The organism is Alicyclobacillus herbarius DSM 13609 (assembly GCF_000430585.1).
Lineage (GTDB): Bacteria > Bacillota > Bacilli > Alicyclobacillales > Alicyclobacillaceae > Alicyclobacillus_G > Alicyclobacillus_G herbarius.
The window spans coordinates 116,941-139,369 of record NZ_AUMH01000004.1 but is presented as its reverse complement, the minus strand read 5'-3'; the positions used below and the strand labels follow the sequence as shown (position 1 = coordinate 139,369).

The window sequence follows — 22,429 nt, the reverse complement described above, 5'->3', positions numbered from 1 at the left end:
CACTCCCGGCTGCGGTGTGGTACCATCAGTACACAGTTATGAAACGGGATGAGCGGACATGAGTGACCATGATACATCGGTCCAGGAGAGGTGGCGGGAAGCGGAGCGCCTGGCCATGCTCAAGGACATCGCTGAAGCGTTGAACGAGGCGACCGACGTTTCGCAGGCGATGGACGCCATCTTGCCCAGGCTCAGCGGGGTCTTGGACCTGTCCACGGCATGGGCGTTCCGTTATGACGCCAGGCGAAGTCGGTTTGTCGAAGTGGGGGCGAGCGGGCTGCCGCCCGCACTGGCGTGCGATGGCGGGGCACCGCTTAAATCAGGGTGGTGTGAATGTCAGGACCGGTTTGTAGAGGGGCGGTTGGACCGCGCAGTGAACATCGTGCGCTGCAGCCGCTTGCGCGACGCCGCCGGCGACAAGGGCGGGCTGACCTATCACGCGAGCGTGCCTCTGCGGAGCAAAGGCAAACCGCTCGGCATCCTGAACGTGGCCGCCGCCGGCCACAGCGTCTTCACCCCCGAGGCGTTGCAGCTGCTCACTACCATCGGGCACCACGTGGCGGTGGCGGTCGACCGGGCCGCCATCCTGGCGGACGAGCGCCGGCGTGCAGAACAGCTGCGGGCGCTGTCGGACATCGCAGCGGAACTGGTCAGCGTGGTCCGGCCCCAGGCGGTGCTCGAACTGGCCGTGCGCCGGTTCGTCGAGCGGCTCGGGTACGAGTGCTGCGGCATCACCTTGTGTGAGCCCGACGATCCAGCGGTGGGCGACTCGGGTGTTGCACCGACCGGACGGCTTGTAGCGTCGGCCCACCGGCCCCCCGAAGGAGAACCTGCCGGGTACTCGTACGCGAACGAAGAGGACGAACCGCTGCTGGACGAAACGCAGCGGATCCTGTTGCCGGAAGCCCGCAGCGTCATGGCCCGGCTAATCCCGCACAGTCCTTTCGAAGTGCGGGTGGAGAGCTGCCTCCGGAGCGCGTTTTCGGACAGCGACCAGGAGATGTTGTCGGCGTTCACTTGGCACGTGGCAGCAGCTCTGGAAAACGCAAGATTGTACGAGCGGTCATTGGAAGAAGCCCGCTGGGTGGAGCGCCGCCGCCTGGCCGCGGATCTGCACGATGCGGTCAGCCAGCGCCTGTTCTCCGCACAGCTGTTGGTGAGAACCGCCCGTCTGCTTGCGGGGCGCAGGGAGGCAGAGGCGCAACTGGACGGGCTGCTGGAGCGGTTGGAGGCATTGGTCGCCGAGAGCCAGCGCGAGATGAGAGGGCTCATCGAGGCGTTGCGTCCGTCTGGAGAACGGGGGCTGGCGGCGCAGGTGCGCGAACGGATTGCCCCGCTGCAGCTGCAGGGTCAAACGCGCATCCACCTGGACTTTGCCGGGGACGGCGAGCCGGCGATCCCGTTTGAGGCGCGCCAGGCCCTGCTGGCGGCTCTCGACGAGGCGCTTCACAACGCCCTCCGGCACGCGGGTGCGCGCAACGTGCACGTCCATCTTCGGATGGCGGAGGAGAGCGTCGAGGTGTCGGTGCAGGACGATGGCTGCGGATTCACTCCGGGCCAAGTGGCGGGGGGACTTGGGACGAGCACGATGTACGAGCGTATGCGGGAGGCGGGTGGCAGCCTTTCCATCACGAGTCAGCCGGGCCGGGGCACACGGGTCGTACTCACGGTGCCGTCGTCGGGGGACCGGGAGAGGGGGGAAGACCCATGAACGAGGGACGGGTTATCCGACTTCTGATTGTCGACGATCACCCGATGGTCCGGGAGGGTCTGCGTGTCTTCCTGCAACTGTCGGAAGACATCCAGGTCGTCGGCGAGGCCGCCACAGGGGAGGTGGCGGTCCAGTTGGCCGGCGAAGTCCATCCAGATGTGGTCCTGATGGACCTGGTGATGCCGGGCGCCTGCGATGGGGTGGCGACCATCCGCGAGATCACCAGGCGGCACCCGGACATCCGCATCATCGCACTGACATCGTTTCAGGAGCGGGATCGCACCGTTGGCGCCATCCAAGCGGGGGCCACGGGTTACCTGCAGAAGGATGTCAGCCCGGAGGACTTGGTGACGGCCATTCGCCAGGCGGCACTGGGCCGGGCAGTGTTGGACCCGTTAGCACTCGATGCGCTGCGCGGCGGGGGGCCGCGCAGCGAAACCCCGCCCGTGGGGGAGGGAACTGGGGCGCCGCGCCTTCGTGAGCCGCTCACGGAGCGGGAGCAGGACGTACTTCAGGCGCTGGCGAGAGGCATGTCGAACAAAGAGATCGCCGCGGCGCTCGGGATTGCGGAGAAGACGGTGAAGGTGCACATCAGCCACATCCTCGGCAAGTTGGACGTATACGATCGCACGCAGGCGGTGCTGACGGCCACGCGGCTCGGGCTCATCCGCCTGGATTAAAGGGCCGGCGCGAGTGGATACGCCCTAATTACCACTCCATCGGCAGGCCGACGTAGTTCTCGGCGAGACTGGTGGCAGCCGCGCGCGAGGATGTGACATAGTCCAATTCCGCCAATTGCAACTGCCGTTCAAACGGAGTGTGGTTGGCGTCGCGGTGGAGCATCCCGGTCATAAACGCGGAAAACCGCTCCGCTTTCCAAACCCGCCGGAGACAGGTTGCGGTGTACTGTTCCAGGAGATCCGTCCGGCCCGATTGATAGTAGGCGTTGAGGGCGCGGGCCAAGACGCGCACGTCCGCGACGGCGAGGTTCAGCCCCTTAGCGCCCGTCGGCGGCACGATGTGGGCCGCGTCCCCGGCGAGGAACAGGTGTCCGTACTGCATTGGATTGCAGACGAAGCTGCGCATAGCGACGATGTTCTTCTGAAAGATAGGGCCTTCAATCGGTTTCCAGCCGTCGTGGGTTTCGAGGCGGGCATGCAGTTCCGTCCAAATCCGGTCGTCCGACCAGTTCTTGATGTCGTCGTGCGGATCGACCTGGATGTACATGCGCTGAACCTGCGGAGACCTCGTGCTAACGAGCGCAAATCCGCGTTCGTGGTTGGTGTAAATGAGTTCTTTGGACGAAGGCGGCGCCTCGATGAGAATGCCAAGCCACCCGTACGGAAACACCTTCTGATACTCCGTGCGTACGGAGCTCGGGATGGACGGACGAGATGGTCCGTGAAATCCGTCGCAGCCTGCGATGTAGTCGCAGACCAGCTCCTCAAGCTCACCGTCTTGGTCTCGGCGGAACCGGATCTTCGGAGTCTCGGTGTCAAGGTCATGCAAACTGACGTCTGCTACCTCGAAGATGATTTCACCGCCTGCAGCGAGCCGCGCCGCGACCAAGTCCTTGATGACCTCGTGCTGGGCGTACACGGCCACGTGCTTGCCCCCGGTCAGGTCGTGCATGGCAATACGGTGTCCTTGGCCGTTGAAGCGCAGCTCAATCCCTTTATGGAGCTGCCCTTCCCGGCGCATCCGCTCTCCCACACCGGTCTCGTTCAGGAGGTCGATGGTCCCCTGCTCAAGGACGCCGGCCCGCACCGTCTCCTCAATGTCTTTGCGGCTGCGGCATTCCAGAATGACTGATTCGATGCCGTTTAGATGCAACAGATGAGAGAGCATCAAACCTGCCGGACCCGCGCCGATAATTCCGACTTGCGTACGCATGACTTTCACTCCTCACCATCCGGATGGTTCCATGACTCTATTCTTGTGTAAGCGATTCCATCTGTAGGGCGGTTTCACCGCGCTTACATTCCCTTTCCGGAAACCTCTTCTCGTGCCATTATAGGAGGAACCGTCGGTCCGATGGAGAGGTGCGTCCCGCTATCGTGAACCCACTTGAAAACGCTTAACTTCGAGAGAAAAAAGAACCCATCCTCTGTGCGAGCTGCTGCGCCGTCTTTCCGACCACAGGTACAGCTGCTCGCAGCGCTTGCTGGTCTATCGGCAGTCCGGTCAGTGCGAGGGCAGCCACGGCGCGGCCGGTGTCGTTGAACACCGGACAGACTACGCACCAGCGGTTTGCACCGGTGAGCTCTGGGCCGATGGCGTAGCCGGTTTGGTCGATCTCGGCCAGCACCTCCGCCAGCTGCGCCGGACCTCTGGGGAGTCTGGGTGTCGTGGCGGTGTCGGCGTGTTGCTCTAGCCAGCGCTGCGGATGGTCCTCGGAAAAGGCGAGAATCGTCAATCCGTACAGGGTTTCCCACAGCGCGGCCCGCTCGCCCGGCGCGGGCCCATTCGTCCCGCACGCGGCTAGGCAGATGAGTTCATGGTCATCTCGGAGGTGAAACGAAGTATGAAATCCGGTCTCTGCCGCGAGATGTTCAATGAGCGGGCGGATTGCGGCGAGCAGCGGATCGTGCTCTTCGGCGATGAGCCCCAACTCCAAGAGCAGCGGGCTCAAGTGATACTTTCCCGTGCGCGGGTTCCTCTCGAGAATGGCCTCCTCTACGAACGTGGTCACCATCCGTGAGACGGCGCTTTTCGATATGCCCATGCGGCGACTCAGTTCTAAAACCCCGAGTTCCGCGTCTCCGCTGTGAAACTGTTTCAATAGCTGCAGGGCGTTGGTGACTGTAACCAGGCGCGACGGGTCTTTTCCGGGTGTCACGTCTGATTCCTCCTTAGACCGTCGCGTATTCCGCGACACCGCTGGCCACCTCTTTCAACAGACCGCCGAGTCGAGACGCATTCTCTTCCGTGAACACGGCGGCGGGTCCGGCGATACTGATGCTGGCAATCGGCGTCTTGCCTGTCCCGAACAGCGGGACGCCGATGGAGGCAATTCCTAAATCTACTTCTTCCCGCTGCAGCGCGTAGCCGACACGGCGGACGCGAGACAACTCGGCGAGAAAGCGGTCTTTGTCTGTGAGCGTGTGGGGCGTCAGCCGAACCCACTCCCTTGCCAGCAGGGGCCCCCACAGCGTTTGGGGCAGGTAGGCAAGAATCGCCCGACCGGACGCCGGCGCATAGGCAGGGACGTGCCTTCCCGGACGGGAATAGAGCGGGATTTCCGAGCGGGCGTTCACCTTCTCAATCCACACCGCCTCGCCGTGTTCGAAATAGCTCAAGTGCGCCGACATCCCCGTCTCTTTGGCCAGTCGACGGAGGAATGGAAGCGCTTCCTTGGCAAGTACAGAATGGCTGAGCATGGTCCGGGCCAGGGTCCATAACTGTCGACCGGGCCGGTAATTGCCGGTCTCCTCGTTGCGTTCGAGAAAGCCTTCCGCCTGCAGGGTGTACAACAGTTTGAACATGGTCGACTTGGGAATCTGCAGACTTCGGGACAGTTCGGTCAAAGACAACTCCGGACAATCCACTCGAAAACTGTGCAAGATGCGTGCAACATTCTGAACAGAGCTCAACACGGGCGCTCACTCCACACGAATCTTCGCGCGGCAAAGGGCGTAGCATGGCGATGCACGGCTGATGCACGCCCCGGGGTATAGAGGTAGTCCGGCAACGCGAAACAGTTTGGGATAATAGGAATGATAGGGAACTCCCGCGATTTTGACAATGGGGTAGGGGAACACCGCATCTTTAACGGAACTTCACACTCTGTCAACACCCGGCCCTTATACTCCGAATTGTAGGAGAAAGTTTAACGGAATCCGAAACGGAGGGATACATGATGAAGCAGCGGATGCAGCGTCCATGGGCTGTGTTGGCCGGAGCCGCGGCCATCACCAGCACGCTCGGTGCGGGAGGGTGGATGTACGCCCAGGCTCAGACGGGAGCCGCTAAGGCTACAGTCAGTCCGGCGAAGCGCACGCAATCGGCCTCGACGGCGACTGCCACCCCCATCAAGCACGTGGTCGTCATCTTTCAGGAGAATGTCTCGTTCGACCACTACTTTGGCACCTATCCAAACGCGAAAAACCCGCCTGGCGAGCCCAAGTTTACGGCAGCCAAGAACACGCCCAGCGTCAACGGGCTGAACACGCCACTCCTGACGGCCAACCCCAACGGGGCGAGTCCGCAGCGTCTCGACCGCTCGCAAGCCGTTACCCCCGACATGGACCACGGCTATACCAGTGAGCAGAAGGCGTTTGACGGCGGCCTGATGGACAACTTTGTCCAGGGCACGGGGCATAACAACGACATCGTCATGGACTACTACGATGGCAACACCGTCACCGCGCTTTGGAATTTGGCGCAGCACTTCGCGATGAGCGACAACTCGTTTGGCACCACCTTCGGTCCGTCTACTCCAGGTGCGCTCAACCTCGTCTCCGGGCAGACGCACGGGGCGACGGCCTACACCGCCAACGTCACGGCCGACGGCAAACCGGTACCGGGCAACGTGATTCCGGGCAAGCTGAATCACGGCACCCTCTACAGTGATATCGATCCGTATTACGACAAGACCTCTCGCGGGCAAACGGTGGCGATGAGCGGCAAAAACATCGGGGATTTGCTGAACGAAAAGCATATCACCTGGGGCTGGTTCGAGGGCGGATTTCGCAACAGCTCGGAGCAGCACAAGAATGTGGCCGGTGGCGCCTCGACCGACTACATCCCGCACCACGAGCCGTTCCAGTACTACAAGTCGACGGCCAACCCCAACCATCTCCCGCCCTCATCGATTGCGAAGATTGGCGAAACCGACCAGGCCAACCACCAGTACGACCTGACCGATTTTTGGTCGGCCGCCGACAGCGGCCACCTACCGGCCGTCAGCTTTCTCAAGGCGCCGGCCTACCAGGACGGCCATGCAGGCTATTCCGATCCGCTCGACGAACAAACGTTTTTGACCAACACCATCAATCACCTAGAACAGCTGCCGACCTGGAAGAATACGGCCATCATCATCAGTTATGACGACTCGGACGGTTGGTATGACCACGTGATGGGCCCGTTGGTCAATCCTTCGAACGATCCGAACGCCGACGCCCTCGACGGTCCAGGCAACGCGGGCACCCCGAAGTCCGGCGCGTATCTCGACCGGGCGGGTTACGGTCCGCGTCTGCCGCTGCTCGTTATCTCGCCGTACGCAAAGGTCAACTTTGTCGACCACAGTGTGACGGACCAGACGTCGATTTTGCGCTTCATCGAAGACAACTGGCACCTGGGACGCATTGGCGACCAGTCGATGGATGCGCTGGCCGGATCGCTCAATAACATGTTCGACTTTGCGCATCCGGCGGCTAAACCCCTGTATTTGAATCCCAGCACCGGGGAGCCGGAAAGTGAAGGGGCCGCGAAGAAGCAGGTGGCCGCTTATCTGAAGTCGTTGTATCAAGACGCCGGGGTCAAGCAGCCGGCGGGTCCGTTTCATCCCGGTCGATAGGTTTGCGTAACCCACGCATCCGCTCGTGGATAACATGGGGAGGGCTAGCGATGACCGAGGATATGCTGGTTAAAGCGTTGGTCGTTGGGGTGCCACTGGCGGCTGGATGGGTTCTGAGAAAGGCGCTGCCGATTGGACGCGAGCGCTGTACTCCCGGCTGGCGGGTCGGCTTCGCGGCGGTGGCCGCCGGCATGGCCGCCGTGGTCATGGGGGCTTGGCTGCTGCCGGTACGCGCGGCGACCTCCACTTCTGTATCTACCTCGGCGCAGAACTCCAGCTCGTCCACCGTTACGTCGGCGACCACAGAGATAGTTGGCCCCTAACGGGTGGACGACACAGACGGTTTGACCCCCTTTGTACACGTGGTGAACGAAACGGGGCGGCTTGGCGAGCCGCCCTATTTTGCGTCACCGTGCGGGAATGCGGGCAGAAGGGTTCACTAGCGTCGCCGTGTTTGCCAACTCGTGGCAACGAGTCCGACGACGAGCGCAAACGCGGTGACCAAGGCGGCGATGGGCACGACGGCGGCCAATCCTCCGGAGGTGAACTGCACCCACACCTCCACGGGCAGGGTGTATGGGTGGTAGGCGATAATCATGGTGGCGCCAAACTCACCGATGGCGCGGGCAAACGTCAACAGCATGCCGGAGAAGATGGCGGGACGAGCCAAGGGCAGGCTGATATGCCAGAAGACATCCCACAGGCCGCCGCCTAGTGTGCGCGTAACCTCCGCCAACTCAGGCGGCACGTCTTCGAACCCGGCCTTAGCGGTGAGAATTAGATACGGGCTGGTGATGTACGACTGGGCCAGGAAGACGCCGAGCACCGAGTTGGTCAGGGGGACTCCATGAGCGCCAAACCAGGCGCCGACCGGGGTCATCGGGCCGTACAGGAACAGCTGGCCGATGCCGCCGACCACCGGCGGCAGGAGCAGGGGCAGGAGCAGCAGCGCCTCCAACAGGCGGCGGCCGAAAAACGGGCGCAGCGACAACAAAAACGCCGACGGCAGGCCAAACACCGAAGCCACCGCGGTCGTCAGCAAGGCGGCGAGAACGGACGCCGCCGCCGAGCGGATGAATTCCAAGTTGGTCAGCTCTGCCTCAATCTCTGCGGGCGACAGCGTGGTGAACATGTGCAACAGCGGCGCCGCAATATAGACGAACGGCAGCAACGCGGCCGCCACCAACAGGCTAGGCAGGAACCGGGACGAAGCGCGCATCTTCATCCGATTTTGTTCGCCTCGGTGACGAGGTCGCGCAGGGTCTTGGGCGCATCCTGCACTTTCCCGACCAGTTTCGGCTGCATAGGAATGAATCCATCCGCCTGCAGTAGGGTGCGGCCATGCCCAGCCGTGAGGTAGCGGATGAACTGGGCGGCTTGGGCGGGGTGTTTGGCGGTGGACGGAATGGACGCCGTGAATACGATGGGTCCGCCATGCTGTGCCGGTCCGCCAACCGGCTTGTATACCGCTTTAGCGTAGTATTTGGCGTCTTCCGGATTGCTGAGGTTGATGGCGTCCGGCAGAGAGATGTACGGAACATGCCACTCCACCGCTTCATGCCGATAGGCGACAATGGCATCGATTTGGCCACTAGTCAACTGGGCCAGGAGCGACTCTTCCGGGAACACCTGCTGGCTGTTTTCGACGCTCCCTAGTACTTTCTTTTCTAGGTCCGGTTGACGGTAGTACTGGCTGGCCAGCTGGAACAGCATCAGCGTGTAAACCCCTTTCGGGTCCAGCTTCGGATCGGTACGACCAAATCGGAACCCGGGAGCCTCCAACACCTTCCACCAGTCTGTCTTGCCCTCCGCCGCCTGGTTGAGCTGCTTCGCGAAGCGGCTCTTCGGTGAATAGGCGATGACTAGTTGATCCCGGGCGAACTTTAGGTACCACCGCTCCAGGTTGTGGTTTTGACTGCCCATCAACAGCGTATCGTTCACACTCGGCGAGGCGCTGATGAACACGTCCGGGCTGGCGATGTTCGATTTTATCATCTGGGCGAGGGCGGCCGAGCCTTTGCCTTCGCCTTCGAGATTCAAGTGTAAACGCTGTTTCACATCCGGGCGGATGGTGTGCTCCATCAAATCGGTCATCGATCCGGCATACAGCACGGACAGTGTGTCAGATTTTGCGGCTTCTCCGGCGCCCGCGGTGGTTTTCGCCGTGCCGACGGGATGCCCCCCCGACGGATGCGACGACGCGTTCGAGCCGCTGCCGATAGTGCCGCACCCGGCCAGGCTCGCGGTCAGAGCCACCCCCGCACAGACCGAACATAGGGCACGATAGGACCAAAAACGCCCTCGCTTGTTCATGTGTTAACCTCCCAAGTTTCAACATTGCCAAAGCCATGGACATCGTACGGGCCAAAGGCGGACAACTCGGTGCGAAACACGTCCGATTGCAGCGCCTCCAGCAGCACCTGCACAGCATCGTGGCCAAACACGTCGGGACGGATGAGCAGAAAGCAAACCTCCGCCTGAATCGGCACAAAGGCGAGCCCCAGTTCCGCAGCCGCAGCTGCATGCGCGACACCCACATCGGCCAGGCCGTGTTTAACCGCCGTCGCCACCTCGAGATGGCTGGTGGCCAGCGTATGGTAACCGGCCACCTGCTGCCAATCGATCCGGGCTCGGGTGAGCTCCGCGTCGAGCACGGTCCGCGCGCCGGATCCCGGTTCCCGATTCACCACGCGCAGCCTTTCGGCTACTACGCTCTCCGCCCCGGCAAAGCGCTCCCGCGTCTTGGCTGACATGACCCAGCCCAGTTGTGATTGGGCCAGGCGGAGGACGTGTAACGGTCGGTCTGATGGTGGGTTTTGCGGCCTCGGTGAGGCAGCCAGGAGCGCACGCAGGGCGTCCTCGTCTTTGGCGTGCACGGCCGCCACATGCGTCGCCCCTTCCCACAGTTCCGCAAGCGCTTGTTGATTGCCAGCGTTAAACCAGACCCCGCGATATCCCTTGGCTACTACCTGGGCGTATTGGCCCAAGAGACCCAGAGCGGGATCGCACCCGGAAACGAAGGCGGTCTTTTCCGCCTCGGACAACGGCTGTAGGAGCGACAGCCGCGCTTCTTTACGCGCGCCATCCAGCGGCTCTGCCACCGCGTGTCCGGGCAAGGTCAGTGGCGAAGCTGCAGTTGCCGGCCGGGCCACCCAGTGGCCTCCGATGGAGGCAAGGTAGGCGCGTTGTGGCGCCGAGTCCCCGACGCGATGCGGCGTACTGACCCAGCGAGCGGCAAGCGGATCGTCAGGAAAGTGAAACAACTCCTCCACCGAATGGCCGAGGGCGCGTGCCAGGCGTAGTGCCGTCACGGTTGTGGGGCTGACCTTGCCGGTTTCGATGAGGCCAATGCTCTGGCGTGTGACGCCCACCCGCTGGGCCAGCTCCTCGCGGGACAGGCCGAGTTGAGTCCGCACCTCACGCACGCGGTTGGGGAACTTCATGGGTACTCCCTCCTGGGGGTGCCTGGATGGTTTATGTGCCGACAAAACGCGTGGAAAAGAAATTATCCGCATAGAAAATATGTTTGCTTGAAAGGTAAACCAAAAACGCCCACGCGTCAATGGCTTGGGCGTGCTGAGGGGTGAGGAAACGGTCTTGGGTGCCGGTCTGCCCGCGTTCGGTTCTCACTCGCGGGTAGACTTGCCGCTGCGGCCGCTCTTTTTGCCTGGAAACACCAGCCGTACGTGATCCAGCCCGTGTTTGTCAAACTCCTGCTGATACTGTTCCTTGCGTCGCCACAGGCGCATTTCCAGCGCCGGGGTCAGCTCTGCGTCCGGATCGGCCCCGAGCATCACGTCCCGATACGCTAAGTGGTGGGCGAGCACGTCCCAGAACGTTTCCTCATCGTATTCATCCACGATGGGAAGCAGGGTTTCCTCCATGGACTGGTTGGGGTGCCAGGCGCCACAGTCTTCGCAATAGCCAATCCAGTCGCTGGCCCCGAACTCTTCGGCCAGGGTGTAGATGTAGTCTGCGACTTCCTGCAGCTGCTGGGGTCGACGCTCGGGCGGCAAGCCGTTGATGACCCATTCGCCGAGGAACATAAGCGCGACCAGGTTGCGGTATTGATCTGGGGTAAGGTCTATCTGCAAGCTGAACACCTCTGCCGACGATTCTGCGTCAAGCGTACCACAATTGCAAATCGCTGCGAGGGAATATTGGACGTGCGGGTGGTTGTGCTAATATTTGAGGTATCCTGAAGCGAAAGAAGGTGTGGACATGGAATATGTGCGGTTGGGCCGGACAGGCCTCGAAGTTTCGCGGATTTGTTTGGGCTGCATGAGCTACGGTGTGCCGGAACGGGGGAATCATCCCTGGGTGCTTGATGAACAGGAGGCGCGCCCGTTCATCAAGCGGGCGTTGGAGTTGGGCATCAACTTTTTCGACACGGCCAACGTGTATTCGGACGGCACCAGTGAAGAGATTGTCGGCCGCGCGCTGCGGGACTTCGCCCGCCGTGAGGACGTGGTGATTGCGACCAAGGTGTACGGCCGCGTGCGTCCAGGGCCCAATGGAGCCGGTCTCTCACGCAAGGCCATCATGGCTGAGATTGACAACAGCCTGCGCCGGCTCGGCACGGATTATGTCGATCTCTACCAAATCCACCGCTGGGACTACGAGACGCCGATTGAAGAGACGATGGAGGCCCTGCACGATGTGGTGAAGGCGGGCAAGGCGCGCTACATTGGCGCTTCCTCGATGTACGCTTGGCAGTTCCTCAAGGCGCTGCATGTCGCCGAAAAGAACGGGTGGACCCGGTTTGTCTCGATGCAAAACTACTTGAACTTGCTGTATCGGGAAGAGGAGCGCGAGATGCTGCCGCTGTGCGAAGCGGAGGGGATTGGCGTGATTCCCTGGAGCCCGCTGGCGCGCGGCCGCTTGACCCGGGACTGGGAGGAGACGACCAAGCGTTCGGAGACGGACAACTTTGGACGCACCTTGTATAATGTGATGGAAGAGGCGGACAAACAGGTGGTGGCGCGGGTGAAAGAGGTGGCCGAGGAGCGCGGGGTATCCCGGGCGCAGGTGGCACTGGCTTGGGTGCTGCAGAAGAAGCCGGTGACCGCCCCGATAGTCGGCGCGACCAAAATGCACCACCTGGAGGAAGCGGTGGCCGCGCTGTCTCTGCACCTTACGGAAGAAGAGGTGGCACGTCTCGAAGAGCCCTATGTGCCGCATCCGGTGCTGGGCTTCAAGTTGATGGCGTATAGCGCGCGCCCAGATAACCGCGGATAGGGCGCGTGTCGAGGAGCTCGAATAGGAGGGAGAAGACGGCTTGAGCTGGTGGTGGTCCGGTCTATCGCTCCTACTCTGTGCGGCTTGGCTGGCAATCTTACTGTTGAACCTGCCGGACCTCCTGCGGGTGCCCCGCCTGCCGAAACGGGAGGCAGGGGCGTCCGGAAGTCCTGAGGCAGCATGGACAGGGGTTGCAGAGGCCAGAACCTGCCCCGGCAACACCCCGGCGACCGTCTTCTCCTCTCATACGCAGGTGGACGATCCGGACGATCACGCTGTACGGTCCATGGTCAGCGTCGTGATTCCCGCCCGCAATGAACAAGAGCGGCTCCCGGATACGCTCGCGGCGTGGGCCGAGCAAACCTACCCGGCGTTTGAGGTGATTGTCGTCGACGACCGCTCGGAAGACGAAACCGGGTCGGTGGCGGATGCGTTTGCGGCCACAGATGCCCGCTTTCGGGTCGTGCACATTACCGACTTGCCCACGGGCTGGCTAGGCAAGAACCACGCCTTGCAGCGGGGGGCAGAGGTTGCCTGCGGCGAATGGCTGTTATTTGCGGACGCAGATGTTCGCTTTGCTCCCGACGCACTGGCCCGCACCATGGCCCATGTACAACGCCGACCGGTCGATCACCTGACGGTGGCGCCCCGTGTCATCGCTCGTGGCTATTGGTTACGCGCCCTCACGGCTTTGTTCGCGTACAATTTAGTCCTGTTCAAACGACCGCAAAGTGCGTACCGCCACAGGTCGCGCGCGTACGCGGGCATCGGCGCCTTTAACCTGGTTCGCCGTTCCCTGTATGAACACATCGGTGGCCACCAATCGCTGGCGCTGCGTCCAGACGACGACATCCAGCTCGGCCGGATCGTCAAACGCGGCGGTGGACGGCAGGAGTTTGCGCTCGCGGATGATTTTATGGAAATCGAGTGGTATCCAACGCTGGTCGAGATGTTTCGTGGATTGGAGAAGAGTCCGTTGGCGGCGTTTCATTATTCCATCACGGCGCTGTTGGCCAGTCTCATTCCCCTCCTGGTCCTGTACGACGGGCCGTTTGCCTGCGTCTTGTTCGCCCCCGGCTGGTGGCGTTTGCCTAGTGTCGGGGCATTACTCGTCATGTTTGTGCTTTATACGCTGGTGAATCAGTTCCTTCGCTTTCCCAAGCATCAGTTTCTCCTCTTGCCAATCACGCTTTTCCTGTTCATGTACACCTTTGTTCGATCCGCCTGGATGGTGGTGCGTCGTGGCGGCTTGCTGTGGCGGGGGACGGTTTATCCGTTGGCCGAGCTGCGCCGCGGTCTGTAAGCTTTCCGGATGAAATGAAGCGGGGGGCTCCACAGAGCGCCTCATCGTCTGTCGAGACCCTGCCACGACGGTTGGCAGGGTTTCTTTCGTGGGTCATCATGATACGTGGGTCGGCAGTCAGAGCATCCGCTCTATATCTGCCCCATCTATGAATTCATCCGCCTCCACGCTTGCAACACCTTCCTGCCGTGTGATATGGAAAGGTGAGGTGCTGAAAAACTGTGGGCGTGGGAGGCGTTAATCATGCGGCGACCGGTCTGGTTGATGTTATTGTCGATTGCTCTTGGGGTGCTGCTCAATCCTCTGAACTCCTCGATGATCTCGGTTGCCATTGCACGCTTCCAACTCGTGTTTCATTTGGGGTTTGACACGGTATCGTGGCTCATTTCCACCTACTACTTGGCCAGCGCGATTGCTCAACCGATGATGGGCAGGTTGGCTGACCTACTTGGCCACAAACGAATGTTTCTCATCGGCCTCGGCTTGGTGGCGCTCTCGTCGGTGACGGCTCCGTTTTCACCGAGTTTTGCGTGGCTGATTGTGTTCCGCCTGATTCAAGCGGTGGGGAGCAGCGTATTGTACCCGGCGGGTATGGCGATGGTCCGGCACCAGGTGCAGGAAGGTCAGGCAAAGGCCCTGGCCTTCTTGGCTGTCTTCTCGTCCGGGGCCGCCGCGTTTGGTCCGACCATTGGCGGGGTGTTGCTGCACTGGCGAGACTGGCCGGCGATTTTCACGGTCAACATTCCCATCATCGCGATCGCCTTTGTGCTCGCTTTGTGGGTTCTGCCGAGAGACCGTACCACGGGTTTCCACCTGGGGCAGGTGCTGCGGTCCTTAGACTTCCCGGGGATTTTTCTGTTTGCCGTGGCCATCCTGGGGCTGCTGATGTTTCTGCTTTCGCTCAATGGACGCTTGAACCTCTATGCAGGTATGATTGGCGGTTTGGCGGCGGCCGGGTTCGTGTGGCGGGAGCTCAAGGCCGAACCTCCCTTTATTCGCATTCGCTTGTTTGCCCAAAACAAAGTGTTTTTATGGGTACATATCCAGTTTGTCGTCGTCAACATCATCTTTTACTCGTTTTTTTTCGGGATGCCCACTTATCTTCAAGAGGTGCGTGGCTTTGACGCCCAGCAAACCGGACTGCTCATGTTGTGTTTGGCCGGCATTTCCGTATTGGTGGCACCGTTGACCGGGAGGTGGGTGGATAGGGCCGGATCGCGCCCAGGACTGCTGTTGTCGGGCGTCTTGATGACCTGTGGTGCATTGGGGATGACGACGTTTCATCAGACGAGTCCGTTGGTCGTCCTCGTGATTGTGCTGTTGATTTTGGGCGTTAGCAACGGCTTAAACAACGTAGGTATGCAGGCTGCCCTGTTTGCGAGTGCACCTAAAGAGATCATCGGGGCTGCTTCCGGCCTGTTCATGACAGCCCGCTATATGGGCACAATCATATCTTCCGTTTTGCTCGGGATGGTCTTTGCACCTACGTTGACGACCGGCCGATTGCGGGTCTTGGCCGGTATCCTGGCGTTATGTGCCGCGTTCGTAATTTGGATGAGCTGGCGATTGCCAAAGGGGCGTGCGGAGGTGGAATAAGCACGGACGGAATCAAATGAAGTCCCAACACCCCACGTTGGGCGAAGGTCCAGCCGGGGGTGTTGGAAAGACACCGTGATATGGTCCTCGCTGACGGTGCCGCGGTGAATTACCCCGCGTAGCGGTCAATCGTCGCGGCAAATCCGTTTCTTGCAGCCCGTTAACGGGTCTTAGCGGCGTCCCGTTCGGCCAAAACCTCACAGAGCGCGACAAAAAAGCGGAGGTTTTTCTGAACCACCGGTTCCTTGAGCAAGCGCAAGATACCGAACAACCCAATCTGAGCGTTGCTGGCTTCCGCCCGCTGCTTCGCCTCTTGAATCGCGGAAGGCAGACCACCCAACTTGTCCTTCAGGGGTTTGGTCTTCTCGCGAATCATCTCATCGACAGCGCCCATAAATTCGCCGTCCGTCAGGACCCCTGTGGTGAGGTCGCAAACCTTGTTCAAAACGGCCACCATGCTCGCGATGCGCGGCAGGCTTTCCACCAAGGTGGCAAGGGACTGTTGGACTTCGGGTTTGAGCAGAAGTTCAAACACCTCGTCCTGAGACTGCAGGGAGTTGGTCGTTTCCGGCAAGGTGGCTTGCGTCATACCGGGTTCCTCCTCAATGTGGATTCCGTACGAATCATGTCAGTATGATAAAGCGAACGCCCACGTGGGGACCTCGTCCATTATACACCATATCACCAACACGTCGATCTTCTTATAGCATGCGCGGTGCGTATAAAAATACTCTACAGGCCTGTGTCCGTTATTCCAGGTGATCAAGGTCTCACCGTCCGAAATCGCCGTTCTGGCGTGGCAAAGAACACCGCCGGCTTATCGGTTAAACACCTAAACGCGTCGGAATTTGCAACAGAGTACCCGCTGGCGTCGTCAAAGTCAACAGAAGCTCAGCCGAAAAAGTGAGGCGACGCAGTATGGGGAAATCCTGGCGCAGGTGCATCAGCGTCTTGGTGGCAGGGGTAGCCTTGATGCTGTCCGGGTGTGCAGGTTTGTTGGGCAGCGGATCATATAGTGGTGAAGGGCATAGCGGTGAAGGACATAGCGGATCTCACACAACCCCGTCCAGCAACGGGACGAGCACTGGGCAGGGACAAAACAGCACGGGTGACGTGGGGCAGACCTCGAGCGCGACATCGAGCAAAGACCAGGGGGCTATAGGCAACGGGACTAGCGGCCATTCGTCCGCAGGTGGTACAGGTACCTCCGGCACGGGTACACAGGGTTCGACGCAGGGCGGTTTGTCTACTGGGTCTCAGCCGACGGATGCGTTTCCGAAAATCATCCGGATGGCGATGGATGGCCTGTCGCCTGCCACGAAAGACGGTGCCTGGGCCCCAGCCGTGTTTCCCGTGAGTGCGAACGGATCGACCACATTGTTCTATCACGACATCGAGACAGCGGGGCCGGTAAACGGACGGCCGGGGTTGCTCCACGCGTACACTGTGCAGCTCTCCTCTCCGCAGGGCCGCTTGGCCGCCTTTGGCGGGGGGCGGTACGATTCGTTTAGTGAGGCAGAGCAGGGGCTTTGGAACGATTGGGGCGATGCGAGGCGTGTGCCAGGGGAGGTTAGTTCGGTTGCGTTGGGGGGCGGTCTCGCAGGCAAAGCCGCGGTCGATCCCGATAGGCGCATTGGGCGTGTGGGGTGGTCGGAAGGACGCTGGCAGATCCTTGTCACGCGGGAAAACACTACCGCGGCTCCGACCGATACGGCCGCTCAGGTGGTGGCTTTGCTCAACCAATACTTCCTGCCGGTGCCCAAAGACACGGGCGAAATCCTTGTTCACCAGCAACGGCAGGAAACGGACGTCACTGTGGCCTGGCTGCGTCGAAACCTACTGTTTGATGTCCAGACGTATTCCGTCTGCCGGCAGCCGCTGGCCACCGCGATTCGCATGGCGGCCGCGATGAAGCCCTACACGGGATGAGATTTCTGAGGTGATGAGGCTTGTCACGTCACCACGGGGCAACCTGATATTGTCATAGGTTCGAATTAAGGCGACGTGCAGACCTGGTTCTGCATTGCACGACCGGGTGGTGTCGCGTACACTGAAGAAAACGGCGGTGTAGGGTTTCCTCAGGAGTAGAACGCAACTTATAATATCGGAATCTTCAACTTGTTGATTGGCCGGAGTCGAGCCAATCCATAACCTGCGACGGACGGGGGTATCCGATGATGGTGATGCAGTTGCCGGATGAGCAGGTTCAGCGGGTCGCGCCGGAGGTGGAAGCGAATTCGGGGTGGCGACGACCGGATCATCCGTTAGGGTGGACTCAGCTGACCGGAAACTACCGCATGGATTTACGCCATCCGTGTGAGGCGGATTTGGACGATTTTATCGACGATGACCTGGTAAAGGACTGGTCGCTTTTAAGGTGGGAGGACGTCGGCCGCCCGTTTCGCGTGGAGAACTATGCCGAGGGCCGCCGTCTATGGCAGGAAGAGCACGGGGATACGATGCCCGTCAAAGTCTCCTGGGAGATGTTCAACCGTTCCTTTCATTCCTGGTTTATAAAGGACGTCCCTCGTGAGCGGCGGCGTCTGGCGGCCGAGGCTCTGCGTGGCATGGGGCGGTTGAATGCGGCCCGTGCCATGGCAGCGGTGCGGGAGTTGGAGCAGCTTTCGATTTGGAACCTTGCGCACCGAATCCAGGATGCCATCTGGGATCCGCGCGGGAAGCGGGCTCTGTTTCGCGGCCTCGACGTTTCCCGCCCGCGTATCCTGTTTCTCGGTGCCGCAGACGGCTACGAGGCGATGCAGTTGTATGCGATGTACCCTGGCGGGGAAGCGGTGTTGGTCGATTATGACGCATTCTGCGCCACAGACCGGTTTGGAAAGTTTCCGGACACGTACCCGTTCCTTGGCACAAACCCCAACACCGGAGGGCCCGGGGTTTGGTATCGCTCGGAGATGAACTTGTCTTTTCTCGTGAGTGACATTCGCGATTTACCGTTTCGACACGAGTTCGATATTGTCCTCAGTGTCGGTCTGATTGAGCACTTCCCTGACGAATACAAACCGGAGGCCATCGACTGGCACCGTCAGTTTTTGAAACCGGGCGGTTATGCGATTTTGACCACACCCCGCTACCACTGGAAGACGCGCATGTTTTACCACGTGATGGCAGAGGCGATGAACTACACCTATCGGGAGCTGATGACCGTCCAGCAGATGGGCCTGTACCTGTACGAAAACGGGTTGAACATTGTTCGCCACGGGGTCATCAAGGCGCACAACGGCATCATCGCACAAGTGCGTTAGCCAGTCCTGGAAAAGAGACAAAGGGCTAGGTTGGGTTGCCTCGAAATCGTGGTAGAGGATCTATGACCAAGGGGCTGTCCCAAAAGTGCTGAAGCACTGAGGGACAGCCCCGTTGTTTGTCAGGGTCACTACTGAGCGAAATCCCTCGTTCATGTGAAGTTTTCCACCCTTCACGATGCACTCCAACACAAAATTGATGTACGCAACCTGGTTATATCTCCTCACGGTAACTCTATCGAAATTCCTCGCCACCAAACACTCGAGGAGATGTTTCGGAACAACATGTAATCGGGTTTCTTTTCGAAGTTAGTTATAATACCCTGACATTTACATTGCGTTCACCTCACCGAAGTATTCGATATGAAAGTAGCCAATCCCTGTATCACCGTTACTCACTACACGAATGAACCGTTTTCAACCCACACGATGAAATGTATCGAAACGCAATCATCTTGTGCGAACGTCTCCTTGACAGCCCGGCGTGTTTGAATTACATTTGTTATAGTTGATATATAACAAATAGGGCGGATGAACGATGCGAATGAGCCTCGATTTGAACGGCGAACAGCCTCTCTATCAGCAGATTCGGGATCAAATTGTCCTTGCCATTGCCACCGGCGCGCTCGGTGATGGGGATAGCTTGCCGCCGATTCGCGAATTGGCAGCCGAGTTTGGAATCCACTTCCACACGGTCAACAAAGCTTACGACCTCTTGCGCCAGGAGGGATTCATTCGATTGTCGCGCAAGGCGGGGGGTGTCGTGCATACCCAATCCTCCGACGCAGACGTGGCCGCGTGGGAACAGAGGCTGCGCCTGGTTCTCGCGGAGGCCGTGGCAAAGGGTGTACCGCCCGACCGAATTCAGGCTGCATTCCAGGCTGTGCTCAACGAGTTTGGATGGTCCAGTGTAGTCCCGTGCAACGCGGAAGACGGGGCACAGGAGGGATAAACGATGGGGTTTGAATGGGTATACGGCTCGAGTTTGGTGGTATTGATTACCGTGGCCGCGGCTATGGTTCCGCTGATGACAGATCCGACCCTCGTATTCGGGGTGCGGGTACCGGAAAATTGTTTGCGTCAGCCTGAATTGGTGCGCATTCGGCACCTATATTGGCTGGGTCTGTCGGTATTTGGATTCGCCGGCATCGTTCTGTACGGGCTGATCTCGGCTTGGACACGTACAGCGACCTTGTCGATGCTCCTCTATGGGCCGCTCCTTGCACTGGTTGGGCAGTTTCTTGTCTATCTACTCTGCCATTCCTCTGTCAAGCAGGTGAAGCGGCGCCAGCAATGGTATGAAGGACAACGTCAACGGTTTGTGGTAGATACCGATTGGCTCCCTTCGCGTCGACCGCACCTTCATTTCGCTTGGGCTATCCCTTCTTGGGGAATCGTAGCAGTGTCAGCGTTGCTGGCGGGGGTGTCGTACCCACACTTGCCGGGTATCCTGCCGGTTCATTTTGACTTGCACGGTCGTCCTGACGCTTGGGCACCAAAGACGGTGACCACGGTGTTTACTCCCGTGTGGATTTCCCTTGGTCTCACGTTGTTAATTGGCGGAATGGCAATGTTGATTCAACGGGCGCCGCTGCGCAGGGACGCCTCAAATCCGGATGCGCCCCGCCGCGAGTGGCAGCTTAACCGTACTTTGCTGTCTGGGCTTTGGTTGTTGACCGCCTGTATCAACGCCGTCTTTTTCGGGATGGAGTGGGTTATCACCCACGGTGCTGGACAGTCCAAATGGATTTCCAATATTGCCTTGGTCTTACCGTTGGCAGCGGTTGTCGGGTTTCTCATGATCACTTATCGGGCTGCGGTGAGGGCTCGTCGTTCCTCAGGGCTTGCCGGCGACGGAGTTGACCGTCCAGCCGCTCCCTTGGTGATTTACAACGATGATCAGCAATGGTTGGCTGGGGTGATTTACTTCAACCGGAACGATCCGGCCGTATTTGTTCCCAAGCGGTTTGGTGTAGGGTGGACGCTGAACATGGCGCATCCGACTGCCTGGCTCCTGATTGCTATCATCATTGGGATACCCGTAGGATTGGCGGTCTTTGGCGTTATATCCGTACATGCTTGACCATGTGAGATGTCACCTGGCGGTGAGGCTCAACGACCTACGACTTGGTCTGACTGAGATGCTCCTGGAGTGAAGGGGACGTTCAAATGACCTGAGGTTTAGGTGCGCGTCCCCTTCAGAAGGTGTACTTCTTCCTCGGTTTTCGCAATCCGTTGCAGTTGAAAATCCAATCGTTGGTTTAACAACAGCAGCTGTCCCTCCAGGTTCTCCTGGCGTCGCTCCATTCGCCCCAAGCGGCCATCCATCGCCTCCAGCCGCTTGTCGACTCTCTTAAACCGTTCATTCATCTCCGTACGAAGGGTGCCTATACTTTCATTCATCTCCGTACGGAGGGCGTTTATACTCTTGTTCATCTCCGCGCGCATGCTGCCGACGTTACCGATGAGCTGGGTGACGAGGTTTCCAATTCGCTCCAGCTGTTCATTCTGACCGGCCACTCATACCACCTCACTGTTCAAAGCATATCGTAGTGTCCGAGTCTCGTCCATGGCGTACAGAAGACTTTGACATCCTTTACGGATGGGTTATGCGATGCAAAGGGATTTTCTTTATAATTGAAATCAACTTTGAGTCTTTTGACGGGGGAGCTATCGAGGGGGAGTTGGCTTGGACAATGTCACACACGCCCTGTGCGGATTGGGGATTTATGGTCTCTGGACGGCAGTCAGCGGGCATACGGCCCTGACGGGGGATGTGGCGACCGGGGCGTGTTTGGCCGCGGTGGTAGGTTCTGAAGCGCCCGATTTTGATTATGCGGTCCGCGTTTTTCGCGGCCCCGTGGCATACCTGCGCCAGCACCGGGCGCTCTCACACAGCGTCCCCGCCTGGTTCCTCTGGCCATTGTTGGTGGCGTTGGTGTTATCGCTTTTCTGGCCCGGCCATATGGGGCTTTTTTATCTATTGGCCCTGTGCGGTGTCCTCGTCCATGTGGGACTTGACGTCCTCACCTCCTACGGGACACAGGCATTGTGGCCGTTTTCCAAACGTAGATTAGCCATGGACTGTTTGTTCATCGTGGACCTGGTGCTCCTGCTGTGTGGATTTGCGGGTATTGCGTTGGTTGTACGCGGGTGGTCGCCGGCGAAGGCCGTGTTTGTCTGTGGGGGCATCGCCTGTTTGTACATCGCCGTGCGCTGTTTGCACACCGGTTGGTTGTATGAGCGCATGCACCGCGCGTACCCGGATGCAAGACACATCAGCGTGTTGCCGGGACCCATGCCTTGGCTCTGGAACTACGTAGTACAACGCGGAAGCGAACTGGAGGCCGGGCGTCTGACCAACGGTGGAGCTCGTCGGCCTGAGGTCGTTTGGCGGCAGACAGAGCCGAGCGAAGCCTTGGCGTTGGCACTCAAGCGGAGTCGAGTGGGGCAAGTCTTTCGTTGGTTTGCGCGCCACCTGATCTGGACGGAGACCCCCCTTGCGGGCGGGATCCTTGTCACGATGGCGGACGCCACGTATCGCTATGACCGGGTATTCCCGTTTACCGCCTCCGTTTACGTCAAGAGACGCGCCGATGGGCGGCTCTTCCTGGCCGATGAACGGCTGCGGGCAGAAGAGGTAGACCGGCAGGCGCTGGCCAACCAGCTGTTATACCCGGATCAAGCGGCGAACGCGGATGCGCGCCGCACACGCGCGTTCCTGAAAAAGCCATAGCTTTCGTCACTCTACGACGAAAACGGAGGCACAGTTGGCGGCAACGGGGAGATAGCGGGGATGAACC

General features: G+C 59.9%; 21 protein-coding genes. 12 read left to right on the top strand and 9 right to left on the bottom strand.

Going from position 1 to position 22,429, the window contains the following annotated elements; genetic code table 11:
• Positions 1-58: 58 nt before the first annotated feature.
• Together H522_RS17525 and H522_RS0104200 are read left to right on the top strand one after the other, a co-directional pair.
• Positions 59-1,711, top strand: a complete 1,653-nt coding sequence (locus H522_RS17525; RefSeq protein WP_051343853.1) for a GAF domain-containing sensor histidine kinase — start codon at positions 59-61, stop codon at positions 1,709-1,711.
• The gene (locus H522_RS0104200) at positions 1,708-2,391 is read left to right on the top strand and encodes a response regulator (protein WP_026961344.1); all 684 of its coding nucleotides are present in this window, start codon (positions 1,708-1,710) and stop codon (positions 2,389-2,391) included. Before H522_RS17525 ends, H522_RS0104200 begins: the two co-directional genes overlap by 4 nt.
• 28 nt (positions 2,392-2,419) lie before the next feature.
• Here H522_RS0104200 and pobA read toward each other — a convergent pair whose 3' ends face one another.
• The 3 genes from pobA to H522_RS0104185 all read right to left on the bottom strand — a co-directional run bounded on the left by pobA (position 2,420) and on the right by H522_RS0104185 (position 5,307).
• A complete protein-coding gene (gene pobA / locus H522_RS0104195; protein ID WP_026961343.1) occupies positions 2,420-3,604 on the bottom strand; it encodes a 4-hydroxybenzoate 3-monooxygenase in 1,185 nt (394 codons plus the stop codon).
• A 184-nt stretch (positions 3,605-3,788) separates the two neighbouring features.
• Complete coding sequence (locus H522_RS20335; RefSeq protein WP_026961342.1) at positions 3,789-4,550, bottom strand: IclR family transcriptional regulator; 762 nt, start codon at positions 4,548-4,550, stop codon at positions 3,789-3,791.
• A gap of 13 nt (positions 4,551-4,563) precedes the next feature.
• The gene (locus H522_RS0104185) at positions 4,564-5,307 is read right to left on the bottom strand and encodes an IclR family transcriptional regulator (RefSeq protein ID WP_026961341.1); all 744 of its coding nucleotides are present in this window, start codon (positions 5,305-5,307) and stop codon (positions 4,564-4,566) included.
• A 263-nt stretch (positions 5,308-5,570) separates the two neighbouring features.
• Here H522_RS0104185 and H522_RS0104180 point away from each other — a divergent pair, with 263 nt between their 5' ends.
• Both H522_RS0104180 and H522_RS0104175 read left to right on the top strand, forming a co-directional pair.
• Entirely contained in the window at positions 5,571-7,229 is a 1,659-nt protein-coding gene (locus tag H522_RS0104180; protein WP_245578010.1) for a phospholipase C, read from the top strand.
• Between the two features lie 50 nt (positions 7,230-7,279).
• On the top strand, positions 7,280-7,552 hold the full coding sequence (locus tag H522_RS0104175; protein WP_026961339.1) for a hypothetical protein: 273 nt from the start codon (positions 7,280-7,282) through the stop codon (positions 7,550-7,552).
• A gap of 116 nt (positions 7,553-7,668) precedes the next feature.
• Here H522_RS0104175 and H522_RS17515 read toward each other — a convergent pair whose 3' ends face one another.
• The 4 genes from H522_RS17515 to H522_RS0104155 form a co-directional block, all read right to left on the bottom strand.
• Positions 7,669-8,454, bottom strand: coding sequence for an ABC transporter permease (locus H522_RS17515; RefSeq protein ID WP_051343851.1), 786 nt, complete (start codon positions 8,452-8,454; stop codon positions 7,669-7,671).
• Positions 8,451-9,542, bottom strand: a complete 1,092-nt coding sequence (locus tag H522_RS0104165; protein ID WP_026961338.1) for an extracellular solute-binding protein — start codon at positions 9,540-9,542, stop codon at positions 8,451-8,453. Before H522_RS0104165 ends, H522_RS17515 begins: the two co-directional genes overlap by 4 nt.
• Positions 9,539-10,672, bottom strand: coding sequence for a substrate-binding domain-containing protein (locus H522_RS17510; protein ID WP_035452507.1), 1,134 nt, complete (start codon positions 10,670-10,672; stop codon positions 9,539-9,541). The genes H522_RS0104165 and H522_RS17510 overlap by 4 nt, the downstream gene beginning before the upstream one ends.
• 183 nt (positions 10,673-10,855) lie before the next feature.
• The gene (locus H522_RS0104155) at positions 10,856-11,323 is read right to left on the bottom strand and encodes a hypothetical protein (protein ID WP_026961337.1); all 468 of its coding nucleotides are present in this window, start codon (positions 11,321-11,323) and stop codon (positions 10,856-10,858) included.
• A gap of 127 nt (positions 11,324-11,450) precedes the next feature.
• On the opposite strand from H522_RS0104155, the gene H522_RS17505 reads away from it, so the two are divergent.
• The 3 genes from H522_RS17505 to H522_RS0104140 all read left to right on the top strand — a co-directional run bounded on the left by H522_RS17505 (position 11,451) and on the right by H522_RS0104140 (position 15,366).
• Positions 11,451-12,467, top strand: coding sequence for an aldo/keto reductase (locus H522_RS17505; RefSeq protein WP_051343848.1), 1,017 nt, complete (start codon positions 11,451-11,453; stop codon positions 12,465-12,467).
• 40 nt (positions 12,468-12,507) lie between these two features.
• Positions 12,508-13,770 carry a glycosyltransferase family 2 protein gene (locus H522_RS0104145; RefSeq protein WP_026961336.1) on the top strand — a complete coding sequence of 421 codons (1,263 nt, stop codon included), beginning with the start codon at positions 12,508-12,510 and terminating at the stop codon, positions 13,768-13,770.
• 243 nt (positions 13,771-14,013) lie between these two features.
• Complete coding sequence (locus tag H522_RS0104140; protein WP_026961335.1) at positions 14,014-15,366, top strand: MFS transporter; 1,353 nt, start codon at positions 14,014-14,016, stop codon at positions 15,364-15,366.
• Positions 15,367-15,526: 160 nt separating this feature from the next.
• Here the strand turns inward: H522_RS0104140 and H522_RS0104135 are convergent, their stop codons facing one another.
• Positions 15,527-15,955: a DUF1641 domain-containing protein gene (locus H522_RS0104135; RefSeq protein ID WP_026961334.1), complete on the bottom strand. Its 429-nt coding sequence runs from the start codon at positions 15,953-15,955 to the stop codon at positions 15,527-15,529.
• A gap of 329 nt (positions 15,956-16,284) precedes the next feature.
• Here H522_RS0104135 and H522_RS0104130 point away from each other — a divergent pair, with 329 nt between their 5' ends.
• From H522_RS0104130 to H522_RS0104115, 4 genes are all read left to right on the top strand, one after another.
• Complete coding sequence (locus tag H522_RS0104130) at positions 16,285-17,295, top strand: hypothetical protein (protein ID WP_155836167.1); 1,011 nt, start codon at positions 16,285-16,287, stop codon at positions 17,293-17,295.
• Positions 17,296-17,540: 245 nt separating this feature from the next.
• Positions 17,541-18,629 (top strand): class I SAM-dependent methyltransferase, encoded by a 1,089-nt coding sequence (locus H522_RS0104125; protein ID WP_026961332.1) that lies wholly within the window; start codon positions 17,541-17,543, stop codon positions 18,627-18,629.
• A 535-nt stretch (positions 18,630-19,164) separates the two neighbouring features.
• Positions 19,165-19,578, top strand: coding sequence for a GntR family transcriptional regulator (locus H522_RS17500; RefSeq protein WP_051343846.1), 414 nt, complete (start codon positions 19,165-19,167; stop codon positions 19,576-19,578).
• Between the two features lie 3 nt (positions 19,579-19,581).
• Positions 19,582-20,709, top strand: coding sequence for a DUF1648 domain-containing protein (locus H522_RS0104115; protein WP_026961331.1), 1,128 nt, complete (start codon positions 19,582-19,584; stop codon positions 20,707-20,709).
• Between the two features lie 98 nt (positions 20,710-20,807).
• Here the strand turns inward: H522_RS0104115 and H522_RS0104110 are convergent, their stop codons facing one another.
• Complete coding sequence (locus H522_RS0104110) at positions 20,808-21,146, bottom strand: hypothetical protein (RefSeq protein WP_026961330.1); 339 nt, start codon at positions 21,144-21,146, stop codon at positions 20,808-20,810.
• Between the two features lie 169 nt (positions 21,147-21,315).
• Between H522_RS0104110 and H522_RS20330 the strand changes: the two genes are divergently transcribed.
• A complete protein-coding gene (locus tag H522_RS20330) occupies positions 21,316-22,362 on the top strand; it encodes a metal-dependent hydrolase (RefSeq protein WP_051343844.1) in 1,047 nt (348 codons plus the stop codon).
• The last annotated feature ends 67 nt before the right edge of the window (positions 22,363-22,429 follow it).